The organism is Gaiella sp. (assembly GCF_035558935.1).
In the GTDB taxonomy this organism is placed as follows: Bacteria; Actinomycetota; Thermoleophilia; order Gaiellales; family Gaiellaceae; genus Gaiella.
This window is the reverse complement of the sequence record NZ_DATMBZ010000132.1, coordinates 1-20,855: the sequence shown is the minus strand read 5'-3', so window position 1 is coordinate 20,855 and position 20,855 is coordinate 1. Positions and strand designations below refer to the sequence as shown.

At 72.3% G+C, this 20,855-nt stretch carries 22 protein-coding genes; 19 read left to right on the top strand and 3 right to left on the bottom strand.

Translation table 11 applies throughout. The features are described 5' to 3' along the window. From VNM44_RS12740 to VNM44_RS12700, 9 genes are all read left to right on the top strand, one after another. The coding region (locus tag VNM44_RS12740; RefSeq protein WP_325626260.1) for a DUF58 domain-containing protein at window positions 1–723 on the top strand (723 nt) is incomplete at its 5' end. Continuing rightward, window positions 720–1,697 carry a VWA domain-containing protein gene (locus VNM44_RS12735; protein ID WP_325626259.1) on the top strand — a complete coding sequence of 326 codons (978 nt, stop codon included), beginning with the start codon at window positions 720–722 and terminating at the stop codon, window positions 1,695–1,697. The genes VNM44_RS12740 and VNM44_RS12735, both read left to right, overlap by 4 nt. 20 nt (window positions 1,698–1,717) lie before the next feature. Beyond that, window positions 1,718–2,425 (top strand): hypothetical protein, encoded by a 708-nt coding sequence (locus VNM44_RS12730; RefSeq protein ID WP_325626258.1) that lies wholly within the window; start codon window positions 1,718–1,720, stop codon window positions 2,423–2,425. After that, complete coding sequence (locus tag VNM44_RS12725; RefSeq protein WP_325626257.1) at window positions 2,422–3,420, top strand: VWA domain-containing protein; 999 nt, start codon at window positions 2,422–2,424, stop codon at window positions 3,418–3,420. The genes VNM44_RS12730 and VNM44_RS12725 overlap by 4 nt, the downstream gene beginning before the upstream one ends. Before the next feature lie 33 nt (window positions 3,421–3,453). Beyond that, on the top strand, window positions 3,454–4,164 hold the full coding sequence (locus tag VNM44_RS12720; protein ID WP_325626256.1) for an ABC transporter ATP-binding protein: 711 nt from the start codon (window positions 3,454–3,456) through the stop codon (window positions 4,162–4,164). Between the two features lie 14 nt (window positions 4,165–4,178). Continuing rightward, on the top strand, window positions 4,179–4,877 hold the full coding sequence (locus VNM44_RS12715; RefSeq protein ID WP_349258041.1) for an ABC transporter ATP-binding protein: 699 nt from the start codon (window positions 4,179–4,181) through the stop codon (window positions 4,875–4,877). Then, window positions 4,877–5,761, top strand: a complete 885-nt coding sequence (locus VNM44_RS12710) for a branched-chain amino acid ABC transporter permease (protein ID WP_325626254.1) — start codon at window positions 4,877–4,879, stop codon at window positions 5,759–5,761. The genes VNM44_RS12715 and VNM44_RS12710 overlap by 1 nt, the downstream gene beginning before the upstream one ends. Next, window positions 5,758–6,741, top strand: a complete 984-nt coding sequence (locus VNM44_RS12705) for a branched-chain amino acid ABC transporter permease (RefSeq protein ID WP_325626253.1) — start codon at window positions 5,758–5,760, stop codon at window positions 6,739–6,741. The genes VNM44_RS12710 and VNM44_RS12705 overlap by 4 nt, the downstream gene beginning before the upstream one ends. Window positions 6,742–6,765: 24 nt before the next feature. Beyond that, a complete protein-coding gene (locus VNM44_RS12700; RefSeq protein WP_325626252.1) occupies window positions 6,766–8,007 on the top strand; it encodes an ABC transporter substrate-binding protein in 1,242 nt (413 codons plus the stop codon). Window positions 8,008–8,017: 10 nt separating this feature from the next. Here VNM44_RS12700 and VNM44_RS12695 read toward each other — a convergent pair whose 3' ends face one another. Continuing rightward, complete coding sequence (locus VNM44_RS12695) at window positions 8,018–9,154, bottom strand: hypothetical protein (RefSeq protein ID WP_325626251.1); 1,137 nt, start codon at window positions 9,152–9,154, stop codon at window positions 8,018–8,020. Window positions 9,155–9,234: 80 nt separating this feature from the next. Here VNM44_RS12695 and cofH point away from each other — a divergent pair, with 80 nt between their 5' ends. Next, window positions 9,235–11,595: a 5-amino-6-(D-ribitylamino)uracil--L-tyrosine 4-hydroxyphenyl transferase CofH gene (gene cofH / locus VNM44_RS12690; RefSeq protein WP_325626250.1), complete on the top strand. Its 2,361-nt coding sequence runs from the start codon at window positions 9,235–9,237 to the stop codon at window positions 11,593–11,595. Window positions 11,596–11,598: 3 nt separating this feature from the next. On the opposite strand, the gene VNM44_RS12685 is transcribed toward cofH, so the two are convergent. After that, on the bottom strand, window positions 11,599–12,219 hold the full coding sequence (locus tag VNM44_RS12685; RefSeq protein ID WP_325626249.1) for a hypothetical protein: 621 nt from the start codon (window positions 12,217–12,219) through the stop codon (window positions 11,599–11,601). A gap of 264 nt (window positions 12,220–12,483) precedes the next feature. Here VNM44_RS12685 and VNM44_RS12680 point away from each other — a divergent pair, with 264 nt between their 5' ends. Continuing rightward, window positions 12,484–13,401 carry a hypothetical protein gene (locus VNM44_RS12680; protein ID WP_325626248.1) on the top strand — a complete coding sequence of 306 codons (918 nt, stop codon included), beginning with the start codon at window positions 12,484–12,486 and terminating at the stop codon, window positions 13,399–13,401. 87 nt (window positions 13,402–13,488) lie between these two features. Then, window positions 13,489–13,941, top strand: a complete 453-nt coding sequence (locus VNM44_RS12675; protein WP_325626247.1) for a heme-binding domain-containing protein — start codon at window positions 13,489–13,491, stop codon at window positions 13,939–13,941. Here the strand turns inward: VNM44_RS12675 and VNM44_RS12670 are convergent. Then, window positions 13,938–14,666: a 1-(5-phosphoribosyl)-5-[(5-phosphoribosylamino)methylideneamino] imidazole-4-carboxamide isomerase gene (locus VNM44_RS12670; protein ID WP_325626246.1), complete on the bottom strand. Its 729-nt coding sequence runs from the start codon at window positions 14,664–14,666 to the stop codon at window positions 13,938–13,940. The genes VNM44_RS12675 and VNM44_RS12670 overlap by 4 nt on opposite strands. Window positions 14,667–14,688: 22 nt before the next feature. Here VNM44_RS12670 and VNM44_RS12665 point away from each other — a divergent pair, with 22 nt between their 5' ends. The 7 genes from VNM44_RS12665 (at window position 14,689) to hisIE (ending at window position 20,768) form a co-directional block, all read left to right on the top strand. Next, the gene (locus VNM44_RS12665) at window positions 14,689–15,027 is read left to right on the top strand and encodes a YerC/YecD family TrpR-related protein (protein WP_325626245.1); all 339 of its coding nucleotides are present in this window, start codon (window positions 14,689–14,691) and stop codon (window positions 15,025–15,027) included. Then, window positions 15,024–15,911 (top strand): ATP phosphoribosyltransferase, encoded by an 888-nt coding sequence (hisG, locus tag VNM44_RS12660; protein ID WP_325626244.1) that lies wholly within the window; start codon window positions 15,024–15,026, stop codon window positions 15,909–15,911. Before VNM44_RS12665 ends, hisG begins: the two co-directional genes overlap by 4 nt. After that, window positions 15,908–17,044, top strand: coding sequence for a histidinol dehydrogenase (hisD, locus tag VNM44_RS12655; protein WP_325626243.1), 1,137 nt, complete (start codon window positions 15,908–15,910; stop codon window positions 17,042–17,044). The genes hisG and hisD overlap by 4 nt, the downstream gene beginning before the upstream one ends. Then, window positions 17,041–18,627, top strand: a complete 1,587-nt coding sequence (locus VNM44_RS12650) for an aminotransferase class I/II-fold pyridoxal phosphate-dependent enzyme (RefSeq protein WP_325626242.1) — start codon at window positions 17,041–17,043, stop codon at window positions 18,625–18,627. Before hisD ends, VNM44_RS12650 begins: the two co-directional genes overlap by 4 nt. Window positions 18,628–18,907: 280 nt before the next feature. Beyond that, the gene (gene hisH / locus VNM44_RS12645; protein WP_325626241.1) at window positions 18,908–19,510 is read left to right on the top strand and encodes an imidazole glycerol phosphate synthase subunit HisH; all 603 of its coding nucleotides are present in this window, start codon (window positions 18,908–18,910) and stop codon (window positions 19,508–19,510) included. Continuing rightward, window positions 19,492–20,232, top strand: coding sequence for an imidazole glycerol phosphate synthase subunit HisF (hisF, locus tag VNM44_RS12640; RefSeq protein WP_325626240.1), 741 nt, complete (start codon window positions 19,492–19,494; stop codon window positions 20,230–20,232). The genes hisH and hisF overlap by 19 nt, the downstream gene beginning before the upstream one ends. Continuing rightward, entirely contained in the window at window positions 20,214–20,768 is a 555-nt protein-coding gene (gene hisIE / locus VNM44_RS12635; RefSeq protein ID WP_325626239.1) for a bifunctional phosphoribosyl-AMP cyclohydrolase/phosphoribosyl-ATP diphosphatase HisIE, read from the top strand. Before hisF ends, hisIE begins: the two co-directional genes overlap by 19 nt. The last annotated feature ends 87 nt before the right edge of the window (window positions 20,769–20,855 follow it).

Genomic DNA, 20,855 nt, shown 5'->3' with positions numbered 1-20,855 from the left:
CGGCTGATCGACTGGAACGTCACCGCGCGCACGACCGAGCCGCACGTGCGCGTCCACCTCGCCGAGCGCGTGCTCGTCACGTGGATCGTGCTCGACCTCTCGCCGTCGATGGGCTTCGGGACGGCGGCGCGGCGCAAGGCGGACGTCGCGCTGGGCGTCACCCTGGCCGTGGGTCACGCCGCAACCATCCGTGGAAACCGCGTCGGGCTCGTCGGCTTCGGCGGCGAGGCCGAGCGCGTCCTCCCGCCGACGCAGGGCCGGGCCGGGCTCGTCGGGCTGCTGCTCGCGCTCCGGGACGGATACGAGCCGGACGGCACGTCCGGGATGCCGCTCTCGCAGGCGCTCACGCGCGTCGCGGGCGCCGCCCGCCAGCGGGCGCTCGTCGTCGTCGTCTCGGACTTCCGCGGCCCCCGTGACTGGCGGCCGGCGCTGTTGCGCCTCGCGGGCAGGCACCAGGTCGTCGCGATCGAGATCGGCGACCCGCGCGAGCAGTCGCTCGAGCCCGTCGGAACGGTCTGGCTCGTCGACCCCGAGAGCGGGCACGAGCTCCAGGTCGACACGAACGACGGGACGCTGCGCCGACGCTTCGCCGAGGCAGCCGCCGCCGAGCGCGCGCTCGTCGCGCGCGAGCTCGCCGGGGCGGGCGTGGCCCACACGACCCTCTCGACCGACGGCGACTGGCTCAGGGATCTGGCCGTCTTCCTGCGGAGGCACCGCCGATGACCTTCGCGTGGCCGGTCGCCCTCGTAGGCCTCGTCGCCGTCCCGGTCCTCGCTGGCCTCTACCTGCTCTCCGCGCGGAAGCGCCGGCGCGACGCCGCGCGCTTCGCGAACCCCGCGCTCGTCCCGAACCTCGTGCCGGCGAAGCCGGGCTGGCGGCGGTATGTCGCGCCGATCCTCGCGCTGGCTTCGCTGGCGCTGCTCATCGTCGGCGTCGCGCGTCCGCACGTCGTGCGGAGCGTCGCTCGCGACGACGCGACGATCGTGCTCGCGATCGACACCTCGCGCTCGATGGCCGCGCAGGACGTGCAGCCGAGTCGCTTCGACGCCGCGAAGCAAGCGGCGCTCGCGTTCCTCGACGAGGTGCCCGACAACTACAGCGTGGGCATCGTCTCGTTCGCGACCTCGGCCGACCCGGTGTTGCCGCCCACGACCGACCGCGAGGCCGCGCGCTCCGCGCTGCGGGAGCTCCGGCTCGGCACGGGAACCGCGATCGGCGCGGCGATCACCCGCGCGGTCGACCTCGCGCTCGACCGGCCGGGCGGCCGCGAGCGACCGAAGGCCGGCCAGCCGTCACCCGCCGCCGTGCTGCTCCTCTCCGACGGGGCCCAGACGTCGGGCGACGTCCGACCGGGACCGGCGGCGCAGCGGGCGAGGCGGCTCGGCGTGCCCGTCTCCACCGTCGCCCTGGGAACCGGCGACGCCGTGGTCGAGGTGCCCCGGCCGGGCGGCCTGAAGGAGCGCGTCGTCGTCGCACCCGACGTCCCGACCCTGCGCCAGGTGGCGAGCACGACCGGCGGGACGTTCTCCGCTGCGCCGGATGCCGCGCGCCTCGAGTCCGTGTATCGCGAGCTCGGCACGCGGCTCGCCCGCGACCGGAAGCGAGTGGAGGTCACCTCCGCGTTCGCCGCCGGAGGCGCCGTGCTCCTCCTCGTCGGCGGGACGCTCTCGTCGCTCTGGTTCCGGAGGGCGCTGTGAGGCGGCGCGCGGCTGTCGCCGTGGTGCTCGCCGTTGCCGCGGTCGCGACCCTCGCCGCCGGCAGGGCGGCATGGGCGGCGGACGAATGCCGAGGGTTGCAGACCTGCCTCCCGGTGACAGGCCCCTGGGTCGCGATCACCGCCGTGCCCCGCGGTGAGGCGTCGACCGCCGTCTGGGAGCTCCGCTGTCCGCTCCGCGGCTACATCGTCGCCGGGGTCGACGCGCGCGTGAGCGATCGGGCCATCGACGTGAGCATCCGCGGCGAGAACGGTGCCCCCGTCTCGCCCGGCGTGACGACCGGGCGTGCGGTCGTCTTCACCGCCGTCTACACCGGAGGGGCGTCGAGGCCGACCTCGTTCCAGCCGTTCATCGGCTGCATCCCGACGTCCGGCGGCGGCGCCCGCGGCGAGACGGCCCTGCGGCATCCTGCGGCGTACGTGCCCGCAGCGGCGATCGACAGGCGCGTCGTCTCGAGGCGCCTCGTGTCCGGCGCCTCGGTGCGGGTCGTCGGGAGGTGCCCGGCCGGGACCCGCCTCCTCGGCACGAGCCACGCGTATGCGTTCCGCAGCCGGACGGAGCCGGGGAGGACCCTGCTCGACGCGGTGCGCGTGCGCAGCAACGTGGCCGGAAGGACGGTGACGGCGGTCGCCGCCGTCGCACCGTCCGTGCCGCAGGGGCTCCCCGTCGACTTCCAGCTCCACGCCCTGTGCTCGCGAGGCACGCGATGAGCTTCGAGAACCCAGCGCTCCTGGTCACGCTGCTCGTCGTGCCGCTGGCGGCGACCGGCTACTGGCTCCTCCAGCGGCGCCCACCGAGGTTCGCGGTGCGCTACACCAACCTCGAGGTGCTCGCCGCGGTCGCAGGTCGCCGGCGTGCGTGGCGCCGTCACGTCCCGGCTGCGCTCATGCTCGCGTCGCTCGCCGCGCTCTGCGTCGCGTTCGCGCGTCCGACGATGACCGTCAAGTCCCCGAACGAGCGTGCGAGCGTCGTCCTCGTCGTCGACACGTCCGGCTCCATGCGCGCGACGGACGTGAAGCCCACCCGGCTCGCGGCTGCCAAGAACGCGATGCGTTCGTTCCTCGAGCGGGCGCCGAAGTCCCTCCGCGTCGGCGTCGTCTCGTTCTCCGACGAGGCACAGGTCGTCGTGTCACCGACGATCGACCGCACGCGGCTCCAGCAGGGGATCGACGTGCTCGGGCCGGGGTTCGGCACGGCGCTCGGGGACGCCCTCGCGCGCGCCGTCGAGCTGGCGCGGAGCGCCGCGGGCACGAACGGCGACGGTGGCCGCGCCGGTGGCCGGCTCAAGGACGAGAAGGGACGCTCGCTCGCATCGATCCTCCTGCTCTCGGACGGTGCGCAGACGCGCGGCCTGCTGAGCCCGGGCCAGGGCGCCGAGCGGGCGCAGTCCGCCGGGATCCAGGTGTTCACCATCGCCCTCGGCACCGATGGCGGCACGATCCTCGCGGGGCCGCCGGGCGCCGAGCAGGTGATCCCCGTGCCGCCCGACCGCGAGACGCTCTCCGCCATCGCGGAGTACACGGGCGCGGAGTCGTTCGACGCGGAGAGCGCGTCGGCGCTCCAGAAGGTCTACGCCGGCCTCGGGTCTCGGGTCGGACGCGAGGACCGGCCGCGCGAGGTGACGGCCGCCTTCGTCGCGGCCGGCGCGCTGCTCCTCGCGGGTGCAGCCGGGTTCGGGCTGCTCGGCGCGCCGCGGCTGCCGTAGCGCGGCCGCACGAGCCTCTAGGATCCCCGCTCAATGCTGCTGTCGGTGCGGGACGTCACGTTGCGGTTCGGCGGCATCGTTGCCCTCGACGGGGTCTCGTTCGAGGTCGAGCGCGGCGTCGTGTCCGGGCTGATCGGGCCGAACGGGGCCGGGAAGACGACGGTCTTCAACGTCATCACGCGGCTCTACACGCCGGATTCCGGCGAGGTCGACCTGGACGGGACGACGCTGCTGCGGACGCCGCCGCACGGCATCGTGCGCCGGGGCGTCGCGCGGACGTTCCAGAACATCAACCTCTTCCGGACGATGAGCGTGCTCGAGAACGTCCTCGTCGGCGGTCATGCGCTCGGGCGACGGGTCGGCGAGCAGGACGCGCTCGACGCCCTCGAGATCGTCGGCCTCGCCGACCGCGCCCACCATCCGGCCGCCGCGCTGCCGTACGGGACCCTGAAGCGGATCGAGCTCGCCCGTGCGCTGATGGCGCAGCCGACGTTCTTGCTCCTCGACGAGCCGGCCGGCGGCCTCAACCACGAGGAGGTCGAGGAGCTCGGCGACTTCATCCTGCGGCTCCGCGACGAGCGGGCACTCACGATCCTGCTCGTCGAGCACCACATGAGCCTCGTCATGCGTGTGTCGGACCACGTCAACGTGCTCAGCTTCGGGCGGAAGATCGCGTCGGGCGCGCCGGCCGAGGTGCGCGCCGACCCGGCCGTGATCGAGGCGTACCTGGGGGTCGAGGAGTGAGCAGTCCGAGCGTGCTGCTCCGCCTCGACGGGGTCGAGGCCCGCTACGGCCCGGTCCAGGCGCTCCGGGGCATCTCGCTCGAGGTGCCCGAGGGCTCGGTCGTCGCCGTGCTCGGGGCGAACGGCGCCGGGAAGACGACCACGCTGCGCGCCGTGTCGGGCACGGTCCGCCGCTCGGGGTCGATCGAGTTCGCCGGGAAGCCGCTCCACGGTGGGCCCGAGGCGGTCGCGCGCGCGGGCATCGCCCATGTCCCGGAGGGTCGCGGCACGTTCACCGAGCTCACCGTCGTCGAGAACCTGCGGCTCGGGGCCTACACGCGCAGGGAGCGGAATCTCGACTCGGACATCGATCGCGTGTCGAAGTGGTTTCCCTGGATCCCGGACCGCGCGCAGCAGCCGGCTGGGACGTTGTCCGGCGGGGAGCAGCAGATGCTCGCCGTCGCCCGGGCCCTGATGGCGCGCCCGCGGCTCCTGATGCTCGACGAGCCGTCGCTCGGCCTCGCGCCGATGATCGTGCGGGAGATCTTTCGCATCGTGCGCGAGCTGAACGAGCGCGAAGGGCTGACGGTCCTCGTCGTCGAGCAGGACGCGCGTATCGCGCTGCAGACCGCGTCGACCGCGTACGTGCTCGAGGTCGGCCGGGTCGCCGTCTCGGGGCCGAGTGACGAGCTCAAGGAGAACGAGTCCGTGCGCAGGAGCTACCTGGGGTACTGATGGCCGACTTCATGCAGCAGGTGGTCGTGGGCCTCTCCTCGGGGTCGATCTACGCCTCACTCGCGCTCGCCCTCGTCCTCATCCACCGTGCGACGGGCGTCATCAACTTCGCGCAGGGCGAGATGGCGACGCTCTCGACCTACATCGCGTGGACACTGACGACGAACCACGGCTGGAGCTATTGGCCCGCGTTCGCGTTCACGCTGATCGCCTCGTTCGTCGGCGGCGTGGCGATCCACCAGGGCGTGATCCGCCCGAACGAGAAAGGCTCCGTCCTGCGCGTCGTGATCGTGACGATCGGGCTCCTGCTCGCGATCAACGGGCTCGTGACGCTGATCTGGTCGGGCGAGGTACGCGCCGTGCCGAGCCCCTTCCCGACCCGCACGATCGAGATCGGCGGGGTCGCGATCTCGATCCAGGACATCGGGACGATCGGCGTCGTCTTGGCGACCGTCGTCGTGTTGTGGCTGATGTTCCAGTACACGAAGGTCGGCCTCGCGATGCGCGCCGCGGCGGTCAACCCGGCCGAGGCCCGGCTCGTCGGGGTACGGGTCACGTGGATGCTCTCGCTCGGGTGGGGCCTCGCGGCCGTGCTCGGCGCGATCTCGGGGATGCTCGCAGCGCCGAGTGTCTTCCTCGACCCGAACCTGATGGCGGCGCTCCTGATCTACGCCTTCGCGGCCGCCGTGCTCGGCGGCATCGACTCGCCGATCGGCGCCGTCGTCGGAGGCCTCGTGCTCGGCGTCGGGCTCAACCTGCTCGGGACGTACGTCGACTTCGTCGGCGCCGACCTGCGGCTGCCCGGTGCGCTGCTCGTCATCCTCGTCGTGCTGCTCGTCAAGCCGTCGGGGATCTTCGGAAAGACCGAGGTGAAGCGCGTATGAGTCGCGCCCGGTGGCTCGCACCGGTCGTCGCGTTCGTGGCGCTCGCGTTCCTCGTGGCCGTGCTGCCGTCGTTCATCTCGGCCTTCCGCGCGCAACAGCTCGCCTACGTCGCGATCTACCTGATCGCCCTCATCGGGCTCAACGTGCTGACGGGCTACACCGGCCAGATCTCGCTCGGGCACGGCGCGTTCATGGCGATCGGCGGGTACACGACGGCGATCCTCATCGCCGACCACGGCGTGAAGGACATCTGGACGATTCCGATCGCGGGAATCCTGACCGGGGTCGTGGGCTTCCTGTTCGGGATCCCGGCGCTCCGCCTCTCCGGCCTCTACCTGGCGCTCGCGACGTTCGCGATCGCCGTGTCGATGCCCGCTGTGATCAAGCGCTTCGAGGGGTTCACCGGAGGTGGGAGCGGTATCAACCTCTTCGGGCTTCCCGATCTGACCGCCTCGCTGACGCCGGTCACCGTGCTCGGCCGGGAGCTCACGTTCAACGACTGGCTCTACTACCTGTGCTGGACGATCGCGCTCGTGGGCTACGTCGTCGCCTGGCTGCTCCTCCGCGGTCGGACCGGGCGCGCATTCCGCGCGGTGCGCGACAGCGAGACCGCGGCCCAGTCCTCCGGCGTGAGCCTGCCGAAGTACAAGACGCTCGCCTTCGGCGTCAGCGCGGCGTACGCGGGCGTCGCCGGCTCGCTCTTCGCGATCGCGACGACGTTCGTCAATCCGGACACGTTCCCGATCGCGCTCTCGATCCTGCTCCTCGTCGGGGTGGTCGTCGGTGGCCTCGGCTCGCTGGTCGGGCTGATTGCCGGCGCCGTCTTCATCCAGTTCCTGCCGATCTGGTCGCAGGAGGTCTCGAAGTCGCCCGGCGCGCCCGCGATCGTGTCCGGGGTCGTCCTGATCGCGTTGATGTTCGTGCTGCCGATGGGTTTCGCGGGCCTGCTCGCACGCGTCAGAACGCTTACGAAGCGCTGACAACGCGCGGCTACCATCGCCCGCATGAAACCGAAGCTCACGTTCGCGCTGACGGCGCTCGTTCTCACTCTCGCCATCGGCGTGACCGCCGCGTTCGCCGGTACGACCCGCTCGTCGGCCGACCCGGGCGTGACCTCGACCTCGATCCTCCTCGGCACCACGTCGCCGCTCTCGGGCGTGGCCTCGGCCTACGCGTCGGTGGCGCGCGGGGCGGACGCGTACTTCAAGTACGTCAACGCTCGGGGCGGCGTCAACGGGCGCAAGATCTCCGACACGATCGTCGACGACCAGTACAACCCTCAGCAGACGGTGCTCGCAACGCGCAAGCTCGTCGAGCAGGACGGCGTCTTCGCCATGTTCAACACGCTCGGCACCGAGCAGAACCTCGCGATCCGCGACTACCTGAACGCCAACAAGGTGCCGCAGCTCTTCGCCGCGTCCGGCGCGACGGCGTTCGGGAGCGAGTCGGCGAAGTACCCCTACACGATCGGCCTCCAGCCCAGCTATCAGGCGGAGGGCTGGGTGCTCGGGAAGTACCTCGCCCGCACGCAGGGGAGCGCGAAGGTCGCCGTCTTGTTCCAGAACGACGACTACGGGAAGGATCTGCTGAACGGGTTGAAGAAGGGCATGCAGCGGTCGAAGGCGCGAGTCGTCGCCGCTGAGCCATTCGAGGCGACCGCTCCGGACGTCCAGTCGCAGATGGCGAAGCTCCGGTCCTCGGGCGCGAGCACGTTGGCGATCTTCGCCACGCCGAAGCATGCGATCCAGGCCTACGTGTTCGCCAACCGGCTGAACTGGAAGCCGAAGCTGACGTTGACGAACGCCGTTGCCTCGGCATCGAACATCATGCTCCTCGCGTCGGAAGGTGGGAAGAACAAGGTCGTCGAGGGCTCCGTCTCGATCGTCTTCCTCAAGGATCCGACCGACCCGAAGTGGAAGAACGACGCTGCGATGAAGCTCTACCGCTCGATCATGAAGCGCTACGCGGCGTCCGCGAACGTGGACGACGTGTACCACGTCTACGGGATGGCCGCGGCGTGGACGGCGGTCGAGGCGCTCCGCAAGGCCGGGAAGAACCTCACGCGGAGCGGCCTCGTCAAGGTGACGAGCAGCATGAACTTCAGCGGGAACCCGTTCCTCCTTCCCGGAATCGGGCTCAAGACCGGGCCGGGCGACCACTTCCCGATCGAGCAGATGGTCCTCCAGCGCTGGCACAAGGGCAGCTGGAAGAGCTTCGGCGGGATCTGGGGCTACCGGACCGCGTAATCGCCGCGCGTCAGCCGTCGAGCCGCGGCGGCTCGGTCGGCGCGGGGACGAGCTCCCGGGCGAGGCTCGCGAGCAAGGCAGGGTCGGAGCCGGCGAGCTCGATCGCGGTCGCGTCCCGGACGACCCGCGCGTGGTGGCGCGGGACGGCGTGCTCGCCGAGGTCTGCCACTTCGACGTCGCCCTCGCGCGACCACTCCAGCCAATCGCGACGTGCGCCGTCCGCTGCGCGCTCGCCCATGCTGACGCCGTAGGCGCCGTCGGGGCTCGCGTAGACGAGCGACACCTCCGCCTCGACCGCGGGATGCTCCCGCGACGCAGTGAAGAGACTCTCGACGAGCCGCCAGCCGTCCGGCACCCGAGCCGGTACGAAGACCGAGAAGGGCGCCGCACCCTGCAGCTCGTGGAGCGCCAGGCGCTCCGGCCGCTGCCAGCGTGACGGCACGACGCCCGGCGGGAGTGTCGGCGCGAACGTGTCCGGCGGGATGGCCCCGAACGTGATCTCGGTCACCTCGAGGCGGCGGAAGGGCTCGCCGCTCGAGGAGGCCTCCGCACGGAGCAGTGCGCCGCGCTCCACGTCGACCGCGAGGTCGAGCTCGTCGCCGCCGGGCCCCAGCTTGAAGACGACCGTGGTCGCGACATCGGATCCGCTTCGCGGGACCGCGCGGACGCGGTGGGCGTCGCGTCCTGCGGCGACAGCCTCTCCGGCCGGCTCGAGGTGGTAGGCGGCGACGACCGCGACGGGGTCGAGGAGCAGCCCGTACTCGCTCGACGGCGGCCCGCCCTCCTGTTCGGTCTCGTGCGTCACTGCGCCCCAGTCGGCGTCCCACGCGACCCACCGTTCGCCGTCGCGCACGCGGTAGCGCTTCCCCGCCTGCACACCGGCCGCCTCCTCACGCCACCGCGTCGGTCCCTCGAACGCCAGCCTCGTGGTTCGGCGCGTCTCGTCGGGCGGTGGGCTCGCCTCCCCGGTGAGCACGAGCTCCGCCGAGCCGACGCCGAGCCGGGCGCCGTGACGCTCGACCATGAACCGGTCGAAGGCGGCAGCGCTTCGCGACGCGTGGTTCCACTCGACGACCGTGAGGCGGGCGGGCCGAGCGCGCTCGGACGCGTCGTGGAGCAACCGGAGGATCTCGGCGAGCGTCGCCACCTCTCGATTCTGCCGCGCCGCGGTTCGCGTATGCTCTTCGCTCCGGCGCGAGGAGACCGCCCGGCGACAACCCAACGCCGATGGCAGATCTCCCAGAGCTTCTCTCGACGTCCCTCGACGACCTCATGGCCGAGGCCCGCCGCCTGCGCGCACACGGCACCGGCACGCTCGTCACGTACTCGCCGAAGGTCTTCGTCCCCTTGACGACGCTCTGCCGCGACGTCTGCGGCTACTGCACCTTCGCGCGGCCGCCGCGGCGCGGCGAGCGTGCGTACCTGACGGAGGCGGAGGTGCTCGCGATCGCGCGGGCCGGCGCCGAGGCGGGCTGCACGGAGGCGCTGTTCACCCTCGGCGACCGGCCCGAGGCGCGCTATCGCGTCGCGCGAGAGGAGCTCGAGAGAATCGGCTGCGCGACGACGCTCGAGTACCTCGCCCGCTGCGCGGCGCGCGTGCTCGACGAGACGGGGCTCCTGCCGCACCTGAACCCGGGCGTGATGTCCCGCGAGGAGCTCGCGGGACTGCGGCCCGTCGCCGCGTCGATGGGGATCATGCTCGAGACGACCGCCGAGCGGCTCGCCGCCCGCGGGGGCCCGCACTGGGCTTCACCGGACAAGGTTCCCAGCCGTCGCCTCGAGACCATGCGGCTCGCCGGCGAGCTCGCGATCCCGTTCACGAGTGGGATCCTGATCGGGATCGGCGAGACTCGCGAGGAACGGATCGAGGCGCTTCTCGCGCTGCGCTCGGTCGCAGAGGAGCACGGGCACCTGCGCGAGGTGATCGTCCAGAACTTCCGTGCGAAGCCGGGCACGCGGATGGCCGATCATCCCGACGCGACGATGGAGGAGCACCTCTGGTCGATTGCGGTCGCGCGGATCGTGCTCGGGCCGGATGTTCACGTGCAGGCGCCGCCGAACCTCGCCTACGACGACTTCCCGCTTCTCCTCGACGCGGGGATCGACGACTGGGGCGGGGTGTCGCCGGTGACGGCGGATCACGTCAACCCCGAGGCCCCGTGGCCCGAGGTGGAGCGGCTGCGTGAGGCGTGCCGCTCCCGGGGCCTCGAGCTCGCACCGCGGCTGCCGCTCTACCCAGAGCACGTCATGGAGCTCGACCGCTGGGCCGATCCGGCGGTCGCTCCGGCGATCCGGCGGGCGGCCGACGCCCACGGGCTCGCGCGCGAGGACCGCTGGGCACCGGGGGAGCCGGTCGCCGTGCCGTTCGTCATCGGGCGCGACGCCGCGCCGGTTGGGCTCGTCGGCGACGAGCTCGGGGAAGACGAGCTCGTGCGGCTGTTTGCCGCGCGCGGGCGAGAGCGGGAGCGGGTGTTCGCGGCGGCCGACGCGCTCCGCCGTGAGACCTGCGGCGACGAGGTCACGTACGTGGTGACGCGGAACGTCCAGTACACGAACGTCTGCTACTTCCGCTGCGGCTTCTGCGCATTCTCGAAGGGCAAGCTCGCCGCGAACCTCCGCGGACCCGCGTATCTCGTCCCGGAGGAGGAGATCGTCCGGCGCGTGCGGGAGGCGTGGGAGCGGGGCGCGACCGAAGTCTGCCTCCAGGGCGGGATCCACCCCTCGTTCACGGGCGACTACTACGCGGGCGTCGTGTCGGCGATCAAGGCAGCCGTCCCCCGGATCCACGTGCACGCGTTCTCGGCGCTCGAGGTCTGGCAGGGCGCGGCGACGCTCGGTCTCGACCTCGAGACATACCTCGCACGGCTGCGCGAGCTCGGCCTTGGCTCGCTTCCCGGAACCGCTGCGGAGATCCTCGACGACGAGGTACGCGCGGTCATCTGCCCCGACAAGGTGACGACCGATCAGTGGCTCGAGGTGCACGGCGCGGCGCACCGCGTCGGCCTCTCATCGAATGTGACGATCATGTTCGGCCACGTCGAGCGGCCAGTGCACTGGGCGAGGCACCTCCTGCGCGCCCGCGAGCAGCAGACGCGCACGGGCGGATTCACCGAGCTCGTGCCGCTGCCGTTCGTGCCGATGGAGGCGCCGATCTACCTGAAGGGCCGTGCGCGCCGCGGTCCGACCTTCGGCGAGGCGCTTCTCCTCCATGCGGTCGCGCGGCTCGCGCTTCACCCGTCGATCACGAACGTCCAGGCGAGCTGGGTGAAGCTCGGGCCCGACGGTGTCCGTCAGGCGCTCGCCGCGGGCGTCAACGATCTCGGGGGAACCCTGATGAACGAGTCGATCTCGCGTGCGGCAGGCTCGGAGTGGGGGCAGGAGCTGCCGCCCGAGCAGATGGAGGAGCTCATCCGCTCGGCCGGCCGGCTGCCGCGACAGCGGACGACGACCTACGGAGCGCCGCCCGAGGAGCAGGTGCGTCGCTCGTTCGACGCCGCGCCGCTCGCGGAGCCGCTCAATCCGCCTGCGCGCGACGCGGGCCTCCGCCGCCCGGCGCGGCTGCTGCGTCCGGCGGCGCTCGGCGCCTGAGCGCTACGTCCGTCGGCGCACCGCGTCGACGGCGAGCCCCGGGACACGCGCTAGCAAGCGTGGGAGCTCCTTGCGGGACCGGTCGAGCGCGCGTCGGAGCGCCTCCCTCGCCGCCGGGCCGTGCACGCCTCGTCCGTGCCCGACGAGGAGGTGATCGGGCGCGAAGTCTCCGAGCGCGTCGCGAGGCGGGGAGAGGCGAAGCAGCAGGTGGACCCCAGCCGGCTCGCCCGGGGCGGCGAAGAAGCGGTTCGTCCCGATCGCCTCGGCGACGACGAGGGTGCGCGTCGCCGGCCACCAGAGCGCCGTCTCGCGCCAGCGCTTGGTGCGCCTCACCGTCACGAGCTCGAAGGGGCTGTCCGCCACAGCGTCGGGAACGACGAGGTGGGCGACGCCGAGCTCGGCCGCAACAGCCGCGCAGTCGCGGTTGTGCCGGTCGAGCAGCTGGATGACGGCACGCGGCTCCCCGAGCTCGCGGGCGCGGGCGAGCGCCGGCTCATGGCGGACGGGGTCGACGAGCCAGACGCCTCCGCCGGAGGCGAGCGCGTGGGACGTCCGCGTCGCAGGTTCGTCGACGATCCACGAGAACCCGGCCGCACCTCGGTCGTCGCAGAACTGGATCTGCACGACGAGAAGGTACGCGGGCCGGCGCGCCGCGGGCCGGGAGGAGGAGTCACCGTCCGCGTCTGCGAGCGCGCCGTCCTAGCCGGTCCTCGCAGGCCAACGGCCCGTCCTTCGCGAAACGCGCCCCCAACCGCCCCCAGGGGCACCCCGGTGTCCCTGATGTCACGCTAGCGGTCATTTCCTCACAGGGATGTGCCGACTTCGTGCCGAGATTCGCACGCGCGCGGACGCGAGACGTCGGGGAACCGCGGTAGGCTACGCGCCGCCTTGAGGTTGCTCGTCGTCGTCGTGGTGGCGCTGACGCTGGCTGCGCCGGCCGGGGCCTCGGAGATCTTCGCCGTCGATGCCACGGCCCTGACGCTCCAGGTCGACGGCGGCACCGCGCTCCTCTCGTACACCGCAAACGGGAAGCGACGGCACCTGCTCGCCTGGGGCGCGATCAACGCTCTCGCTCCGGGAGCGCAACTGCCGCAGACGTCCTTCCGGCGTGACTACAGCGGCGGCTGGAAATCCCGCGGCAAGGCGATCTGGGCCCGCTTCGCGAATCGGTGCGGCCCGTACACCGGGCCGGCAGTGCCGTTCCTCGTCGTCGCGTGCACGGCGCCCGACGGGACACATTGGGCGGTGCAGGCATGGCAGCGGCTGCTGCCCATGCGCGGCTTCGACCCATGGAGACCGGGTCAGGCAGTGATGGAGTTCCACCTGTCGCACTGGTCCGGCCCGCTCGCGGTGCTCGAGGTGTCGCCGAACTGGACGTACGGCGGTCAGTGGCAGGGCCTTTTCGGGCGACTGACCTACTCGGGCGCGCCGGTCTTCGGGACCCGGACTCCGACGGCCGGCAAGGTCGACGCCTATGGCCGCTACGTCTACATCGATACGCGCAATTCGGTCTACGGGGCCGGCTGGAAACACGATGCGGGCAAGGTCCTGCACCTACGCAACGGCGCCTTCTGTTACAGCTTCGTGCCCCAAGTGCCGCCGACTGGCTACCCGGACAGCGCACCACGAGGGCCTGCGGTCGGCGACCTGCACCGGGTGACGGTCATGGGGCCGGGCGTGACGCCCGACGTGCAGTGGGAGGGTGCGCCGCTCGGCCGGTACGACCCCGCGCAGGACGACGTCTACAACGCGCTCTTCGACCGGCTCGTCGGCGGCGACGACCGCGTTTGCGCCAACGAGCGCTGACCTCGGCGCACCGCTCCGTAGTTCACCACCAGCACGATCGGTCGAGCTCCGGATGCCGACGCGACGGACACCCTCGATTCTCGAGACGTGCGGAAGTGGCTGATCGGCGCCGTGGTGCTCGTCGTGGCACTGTTCGTCGCTGCGCAGGCCGTGCCCTACGGCCGCGACCACACGAATCCGCCGGTCACGCGAGAGGTGCGCTGGGATTCGTCACGTACGCGGGAGCTCGCCGCCGGCGCCTGCTTCGACTGCCACTCGAACCTGACCGACTGGAAGTGGTACACGAACGTCGCGCCGGTCTCGTGGCTCGTGTACAGCGACGTCGAGGGCGGTCGCGAGCACCTGAACTTCTCGGAGTGGGACAGGCCGCAGGGCGAAACGGACGAGGTCGTCGAGGCGGTCCGGGACGGGTCGATGCCGCCGCTCCAGTACAAGCCTCTGCACGCCGGCGCGCGGCTCTCCGATGCGGAGCGCGCGGAGCTCGTCCGCGGCCTAAAGAAGACACTGGCCGCCGATCCTCCGATCCCGGGACGTGGCTAGCGCGAGGCGAGCGCCGCGCGCGCCTCGGCAAGTGTGAAGCGGCCCGCCAGGAGCGCGCTCCCGCTGACCGCTGCCTCGCAGCCGAGCTCCTGCAGCGCGACGAGATCCGCTGTCGAGGCGATTCCACCCGCCGCGATCACGGGAAGGCCGACGGGCAACACCTGGGCGAGGAGGTCGAGATCCGGGCCCGCCAGGGAGCCGTCGCGCGACGTCGCCGTCACCAGCAGCCGCGCGACACCGGCTTCCGCGCAGCGTCGGGCGAGCTCGGGAGCCGTCAGGTCGGACGCGCGCGTCCAGCCCTCGACTGCGACCCTCCCGTCCTGGACGTCGACGGCCACGACGAGCGCCGTCCCCAACGAGGCCGCCGCGCGCGCGAGGAACGGCGGGGAGAGCGCAGCGGTGCCGACCATCACGCGGTCGGCGCCCGCCGCGAGTGCCGCTTCGAGCGCTTCCAGCGTGCGGTAGCCGCCACCGACCTGGAGGGGGAGCTCGCCTGCGCGAGCGACGGCCGTGAGCAGCTCGAGCGACGGAGCGCCGGTGAAGGCGCCGTCGAGGTCGACGAGGTGGAGCCGCGTCGCGCCCTGGGACGCCAGACGCTGCGCGAGCTCGACCGGGTCGCCGCCCTCCAGCGTCACCGCCTCGCGCCTCCCACCGGAGAGTCGGACGACGCGCCCGCCGAGGACGTCGATGGCCGGAATGATCTCCAGTTGTTTGCGTGTTAGCACACTAGCATGGTAGCATGTACGAATGGCGCGAAGAAGCTCCGACCAGGTGACCGCCGCCGCACAGGACGTCGAGTCGGTGCCCGGCCTGTCCGAGCTCGCGGACGCCGTGACGACCTTGCGCACCCGAGACGAGGTCACGCGGTTCCTGCGTGACCTCTGCACGCTCCCGGAGCTCGAGGCTCTCGCGCATCGCTGGCAGACGGTCCTGCTGCTCGAGCAGGGCGTGCCCTACGTCGAGATCGCACAGCGGGTTCCCACGTCGACGGCCACGGTGACCCGCGTGGCCCAGTGGCTCCGCCACGGCACGGGCGGCTACCGCCTCGCGCTCGAGCGCACGCGACGCCGCCGGGGGCGCTCGTGACCGCGACGTTCACCCGTGCAGGCCTGAATGGCCGGTTGACGCTCGCCGTGCCTGCCAAGGGGCGGATGGCGGAGCCGGCGCTACGGCTCTGCTCCGACGCCGGCCTCTCGTTCGAGGTGACCGAGCGGTCGCTCGTCGTCCCCTGTGCGAACGCGCCCGTCGATCTCCTGCTCGTCCGACCGAGCGATATCCCGGAGTACGCCCAGGACGGCGTCGTCGACCTCGGGATCACCGGCGCGAACCTCGTCGCCGAAGCCGACGCGGACGTCGTCACCCTCGCCGCATTGGGGTTCGCGCGGTGCACGCTGGAGGCGGCCGTGCCCACCGACGGCCCACAGCAGGAGCTCGCCGAGCTCCACGGGTTGCGCGTGGCGACCGCCTATCCCGTCTCGACGCGCCGCCTGCTGGCCGAGCATGGAGTGGAATGCGAGCTGATCGCGGTGTCCGGGTCGGTCGAGGCGACGCCGCGTCTCGGGCTCGCGGACGCGATCGTCGACCTCGTTTCGACCGGCTCGACGATGAGCGCCAACGGGCTGCGCCCGATCGGGAAGCTTCTCTCCTCGGAGGCGGTCCTCGTCGGCGGGCGCGCCGCGGTCGAGGAGCGGCGCGACGTGGTGAACCGGCTCGAGCTGATGCTCTCGGGGGTCGTCGCCGGCCGCCGCCGGCGCTACGTGATGATGAACGCGCACGTCGACGATCTTCCGGCGATACGCTCGGTCCTCCCGGGCATGGGCGCGCCGTCGGTGCTCCAGCTCGCCGACGAAGGCGAGATCGCCGTGCATGCGGCCGTCGAGGTCGACGAGATCTGGGAGCTCCTCCCGGTGCTTCGCGAGGCGGGCGCGACGTCGATCCTCGTGCTGCCGATCGAGAGGCTCGTCGCGTGAGGTCGCTCGACGGCGCGCTCGAGACGGTGATGCCGATCGTTGCGGACGTCCGCGATCGCGGGGACGCTGCACTGCTCGAGTGGACCACGCGCTTCGACGGGCCGCGACCGCACGGCCTGCGCGTATCCGAGGATCGCATCGCCGCCGCCTCCGTCGAGGACGACGTGCTCGAGGCGCTCCGGGCGATGATCGACGCCGTCCGTCGCTTCAGCGAGGCACAGCGCCCGCGCGACACGTCGGTCGAGGCGGCGCCAGGCATCGTCTCGGAGCGTCGCTGGCTGCCGCTCGACGCGGTCGGCGTCTGCGTCCCGAGCGGGCGCGCGCCGCTCCCGTCGTCGCTCGTCATGGCGGCCGTTCCCGCCCGGGTAGCCGGCGTGAGCCGGGTCGCCGTCGTGACTCCGAGCCCGGCCGACGCGATCCTCGTCGCCGCGCGCGAGCTCGGGATCGCCGAGGTCTACGCGATCGGCGGCGCCCAAGCGGTCGCGGCGCTCGCATACGGAACCGAGACGGTCGCCCGTGTCGACGCGATCGTCGGGCCCGGGAACGCATACGTGGCCGCGGCGAAGCTGCTCGTCTCGAGCCGCGTCCGGATCGACCTCCCGGCCGGCCCGAGCGAGGTCGTCGTCGTCGCAGACGGCACGGCGTCGCCGGAGCAGGTCGTCGCCGACCTGCTCGCACAGGCGGAGCACGGATCCGACAGCGACGCGCTCCTCCTCACGGACGACCCCCGTCTCGCGGCTTCGGTCGAGGCTCTCGTGGCGGGCCGCGGTAACGTGCGCGTCGAGCGGACCGAGACCCTGGACGACGCGGTCGCACGGTCCGAGGAATACGCGCCCGAGCATCTCGAGCTGCACGTCGCCGACCCGGACGCGCTGCTGCCGCGCATCCGGAACGCCGGGTCGGTGTTCGTCGGGTGCTCGTCCGTCGTGGGCGACTATGCGGCGGGCGCCACCCACGTGCTGCCCACCGGTGGGCTCGCGCGGTCGACCGGCGGGCTCGGGCTCGAAGCGTTCCTGAAGCCCATTCAGATCGTGACGGCGTCGGTCGAGGGCGCGCGCCGCGCGGCCGCGGTCGTCGGCCCGCTTGCGCGCGTCGAGGGGCTGCCGCTCCACGGGGAGGCGGTGCCGGCATGAGCGCTGCGCGCCTGCGCGTACAGCAGGTCGGCGATGGCTTCGCGCCGTACGCGTGGGCCGCGAGCGTCGAGGACGTCGCGGCGCGCCACGGGATCAGGCCCGAGGCGGTGCTCAAGTTCGACCAGAACACGCCACCGCTGCCGGGGGTGCCACAGGTGCCGCTCGCCCGCAGCATGTCGCGGCTCGAGCAGTACCCGGACGGGACGTACCGCGAGCTCCGTGAGGCGGCGGCGGCGTACGTCGGGTTGTCGGCGGACAACGTCGTCGTGGGCGCCGGTGCGGACGATCTCATCCTGCTCGTTGCGCAGACCTTTCTCGGGCCGGGCGTGCGTGCGGCGGTCGATACGCCGACATACGCGCTCTACGGCATCGCGACCAGGCTGCACGGCGGAACAGTCGTCGACCTCGGCGACGAGGCGGAGCTCCGCTGGGTCTGCAACCCGAACAACCCCGTCGGCGACTGGGTCGGCCCCGACGAGATCGTCGAGCTCGCACGGCGCGAGCCGCAGACGACGGTCGTCGTGGACGAGGCGTACGTCGAGTACGGCGCGCGGTCGTGCGCGCCGTGGGTCGACGAGCTCGAGAACCTCGTCGTCGTCCGGACGATGTCGAAGGCCTTCGGTTTCGCAGCGCTCCGCGTCGGCTACGCCCTGGCGCATCCCGAGACGGCGGCGCTGCTGACGGAGCGGCGCGCCCCCGCACCGATCGCCGGCCCGGCGGCCGCGATCGCCGCGGCGGCCCTCCGCGACCCCCGGCTCGGCGACGTGGAGGCGACGATCGCGGAGCGCGAGCGGATGCGGGCATCCCTCGTGTCGGCGGGCTACGAGGTCGCTCCGACCGCGACGAACTTCCTCTTCGTACCGACCGAGGAGCCCATGGCGGAGCGGCTCGAGGCGGAGGGCATCGTCGTCCGGTCGTTCCCCCGCGGAATCCGGGTCTCGATCCGCCGTCCGTCGGAGAACGACGTGCTGCTCCGTGCACTCGGGGCCGATCCGGGCCCCCCGGTCGGGCGGGACGCGACGATCATCCGCACCACGACCGAGACTGCGATCCGGCTCACGCTGTCGCTCGACGGGCAGGGGCGCGCCCGAGTCGAGACGGGGATCGGGTTTCTCGACCACCTGCTGACGTTATGGGCCTTCCACGCGGGCTTCGACCTCGAGCTGCTCGCCGGCGGCGATCTCGGCGTCGACGAGCACCACACCGTCGAGGACGTCCACGCCGTGCTCGGCGCGGCGCTCGCCCAGGCGCTCGGTTCGCGGGAGGACGTCGCGCGCTATGGCTCGGCGGTCGTGCCGATGGACGAGGCGCGGGCAACGGCGGCCGTCGACCTCGTCAGGCGGCCGCACGCCGAGATCTCGCTCGCATTCGGGAGCGACCGTGTCGGGGCGCTGGCGGTCTCGCTCCTTCGGCATGCGCTCGAGCGCTTCACGATCGAGGCGGGCTGCACCGTGCACGTGGACTCGGTCGGGGCTGACGATCATCACGTCGCCGAGGCCGCCTACAAGTCGCTCGGCCAAGCGCTCCGGCAAGCAGTCGCGCCAGGCGCCGCCGGCATCCGGTCGACGAAGGGGGCGGCGTGAGCGGCTGGGCGGGAGAGCGGCCTCAGAGACCGAATCTTGTCAAGCTCAAACAGCGCCGACTTCGCGCCAGTCGATCCACATGCCTCGATCCCGCATCGGTAGGCGTTTCGTCCCGCGGGCGAGCCGGGATGGAGCGGTGCGCCTCGCAACATCCGCCGCGTCGTACGGACGGATTCACTGGCCCGGACGGCTGTGGAACGATCGACACAATCTCGGCGCTCGCCTCCCTTGACGAGAAAGGGCCTCTGAGGCCGTCCTCACGCAGGGTCGCGGTCGCGAGATGAGGGTCGCGATCGCCGACTACGGTGCGGGAAACCTGCGATCGCTGTCGTCCGCGCTCGTACGTGCGGGGGTCGAGCCGGTGATCACCGTGGATCCCGAGGCGATCCGTGAGGCGCCGCTCGCGATGATCGCCGGCGTTGGTCACGTGGAGAGCGCCGCCGCGGGCCTCGCCCGCCACGGACTCGACGACGCGCTCCGAGAGCGCGCCGCCGCCGGACGGCCCGTGGCCGGAGTCTGTGTCGGCATGCAGCTGCTCTTCGGACCGAGCGAGGAGGGCGGGGAGGGCCTCGGCCTGCTCCACGGCCCGGTGCGGAGGGTGCGGGCCAGGCGGGTGCCCCACATGGGGTGGAACACGCTCGCCGCTCCGCGCGCGAGCGCGCTCCTGGAAGGCCTCGACGGCGCGGATGTCTACTTCGCGCACAGCTACGCGGCCGCACCTGACGACGAGGACGTCGTCGCGGCCACGGTCGACCACGACGGCACGCTCGTCGCTGCGGTCGAGGCAGGATCGCTCGCCGGGGTGCAGTTCCACCCGGAGCGGAGCGGGCGCGCGGGCGCCCGCGTCCTCGAGAACCTCGTGCGATGGTCAAGCGGCGCGTGATTCCCTGCCTCGACGTCGCCGAGGGGCGCGTCGTCAAGGGCGTGAACTTCGTCAATCTGCGCGAGATGGGCGAGCCGGTCGAGCTGGCGCGTCGCTACTCGGAGCTCGGAGCCGACGAGCTCGTCTTCCTGGACATCACCGCGACACTCGAGGGCCGTGGGCCGATCCTCGACGTGATCGGCCGTGCCGCGGACGAGTTGACGATCCCGTTCACGGCAGGCGGCGGGATCACGGGCGTCGGCGACGCACGCGACCTCCTTCTGGCCGGAGCCGACAAGGTTGCGATCAACCGGGCCGCGTTCGACGACCCGACGGTCCTCACGTCGCTCGCGGCCGAGTTCGGCTCGCAGGCGGTCGTGTGTGCCATCGACGCGCGCGGGGGGGAGGTCGTGACGCACGCGGGCCGCACACCGCGCGGCCGCGACGCCGTCGACTGGTCGCGCGAGGCGGTGGAACGGGGAGCGGGCGAGATCCTCCTCACCTCGATCGACGCCGACGGGACGCGCGCCGGTTACGACCTCGAGCTGACTCGGGCGGTTGCCGACGCGGTCGAGGTTCCGGTCATCGCGTCGGGCGGCGCGGGCGACGCGGGCCACATGGCGGACGCGTTCGAGGCCGGGGCGGAGGCGGCGCTGATCGCCTCGATCGTCCACGAGCGGCCGGAACGACTCCCCGAGCTGAAGGCCGAGCTGGAGGAGGCCGGATGGCCGATGAGGCGCTGACCCCGGTGATCGTCCAGGACGCGGCGACGAGCCGCGTCCTGATGCTCGCATACGCGAACGACGAGGCGCTCCGGCTGACGCGGGAGACCGGCGAGGCATGGTTCTGGAGCCGCTCCCGGGGAGAGCTCTGGCACAAGGGCGCAACGTCCGGCAACACGATGGCGGTCGAGGAGATCCGCGACGACTGCGACGGCGACGCCTTGCTCTATCGCGTCCACCCGAGCGGCCCGGCGTGCCATACCGGCGCGGAGTCGTGCTTTGCCCCGTGGCTCTGGCGCGTGGTCGCGGAGCGCGCGGCGACCCGGCCGGAAGGGTCGTACGTCGCGAGCCTGCTCGACGGAGGGCCTGCCGCGGCCGCGCGCAAGGTCGGGGAGGAAGGTGTCGAGGCCGCGCTCGCGGCGGTCACCGAGTCGGACGAGCGGCTCGTAGAGGAGCTTGCCGATCTCTGGTTCCACAGCTACGTCCTGCTCGCCGCGCGCGGCCTCCAGCCCTCGGCTGTGGAGGACGAGCTGCGCCGCCGCCACGCGGCGCGGTAGCGTCAGCTCTGCGCTAGCTCGCCGAGGAGCCCGCGGAGCTGCGCGAACTGCTTCCGGCCGAGCTTCGCCTCCCACTCCCGCTCGACC

Excerpts from the sequence above, each read along its gene's own strand:
- VNM44_RS12735 (WP_325626259.1), top strand. The coding sequence starts at position 720 with ATGACCTTCGCGTGGCCGGTCGCCCTCGTAGGCCTCGTCGCCGTCCCG.
- hisH (WP_325626241.1), top strand. The coding sequence starts at position 18,908 with ATGAGGGTCGCGATCGCCGACTACGGTGCGGGAAACCTGCGATCGCTG.
- VNM44_RS12700 (WP_325626252.1), top strand. The coding sequence starts at position 6,766 with ATGAAACCGAAGCTCACGTTCGCGCTGACGGCGCTCGTTCTCACTCTC.
- VNM44_RS12665 (WP_325626245.1), top strand. The coding sequence starts at position 14,689 with ATGGCGCGAAGAAGCTCCGACCAGGTGACCGCCGCCGCACAGGACGTC.
- VNM44_RS12650 (WP_325626242.1), top strand. The coding sequence starts at position 17,041 with ATGAGCGCTGCGCGCCTGCGCGTACAGCAGGTCGGCGATGGCTTCGCG.
- VNM44_RS12710 (WP_325626254.1), top strand. The coding sequence starts at position 4,877 with ATGGCCGACTTCATGCAGCAGGTGGTCGTGGGCCTCTCCTCGGGGTCG.
- VNM44_RS12720 (WP_325626256.1), top strand. The coding sequence starts at position 3,454 with ATGCTGCTGTCGGTGCGGGACGTCACGTTGCGGTTCGGCGGCATCGTT.
- cofH (WP_325626250.1), top strand. The coding sequence starts at position 9,235 with ATGGCAGATCTCCCAGAGCTTCTCTCGACGTCCCTCGACGACCTCATG.
- VNM44_RS12725 (WP_325626257.1), top strand. The coding sequence starts at position 2,422 with ATGAGCTTCGAGAACCCAGCGCTCCTGGTCACGCTGCTCGTCGTGCCG.
- hisF (WP_325626240.1), top strand. The coding sequence starts at position 19,492 with ATGGTCAAGCGGCGCGTGATTCCCTGCCTCGACGTCGCCGAGGGGCGC.
- hisIE (WP_325626239.1), top strand. The coding sequence starts at position 20,214 with ATGGCCGATGAGGCGCTGACCCCGGTGATCGTCCAGGACGCGGCGACG.
- VNM44_RS12705 (WP_325626253.1), top strand. The coding sequence starts at position 5,758 with ATGAGTCGCGCCCGGTGGCTCGCACCGGTCGTCGCGTTCGTGGCGCTC.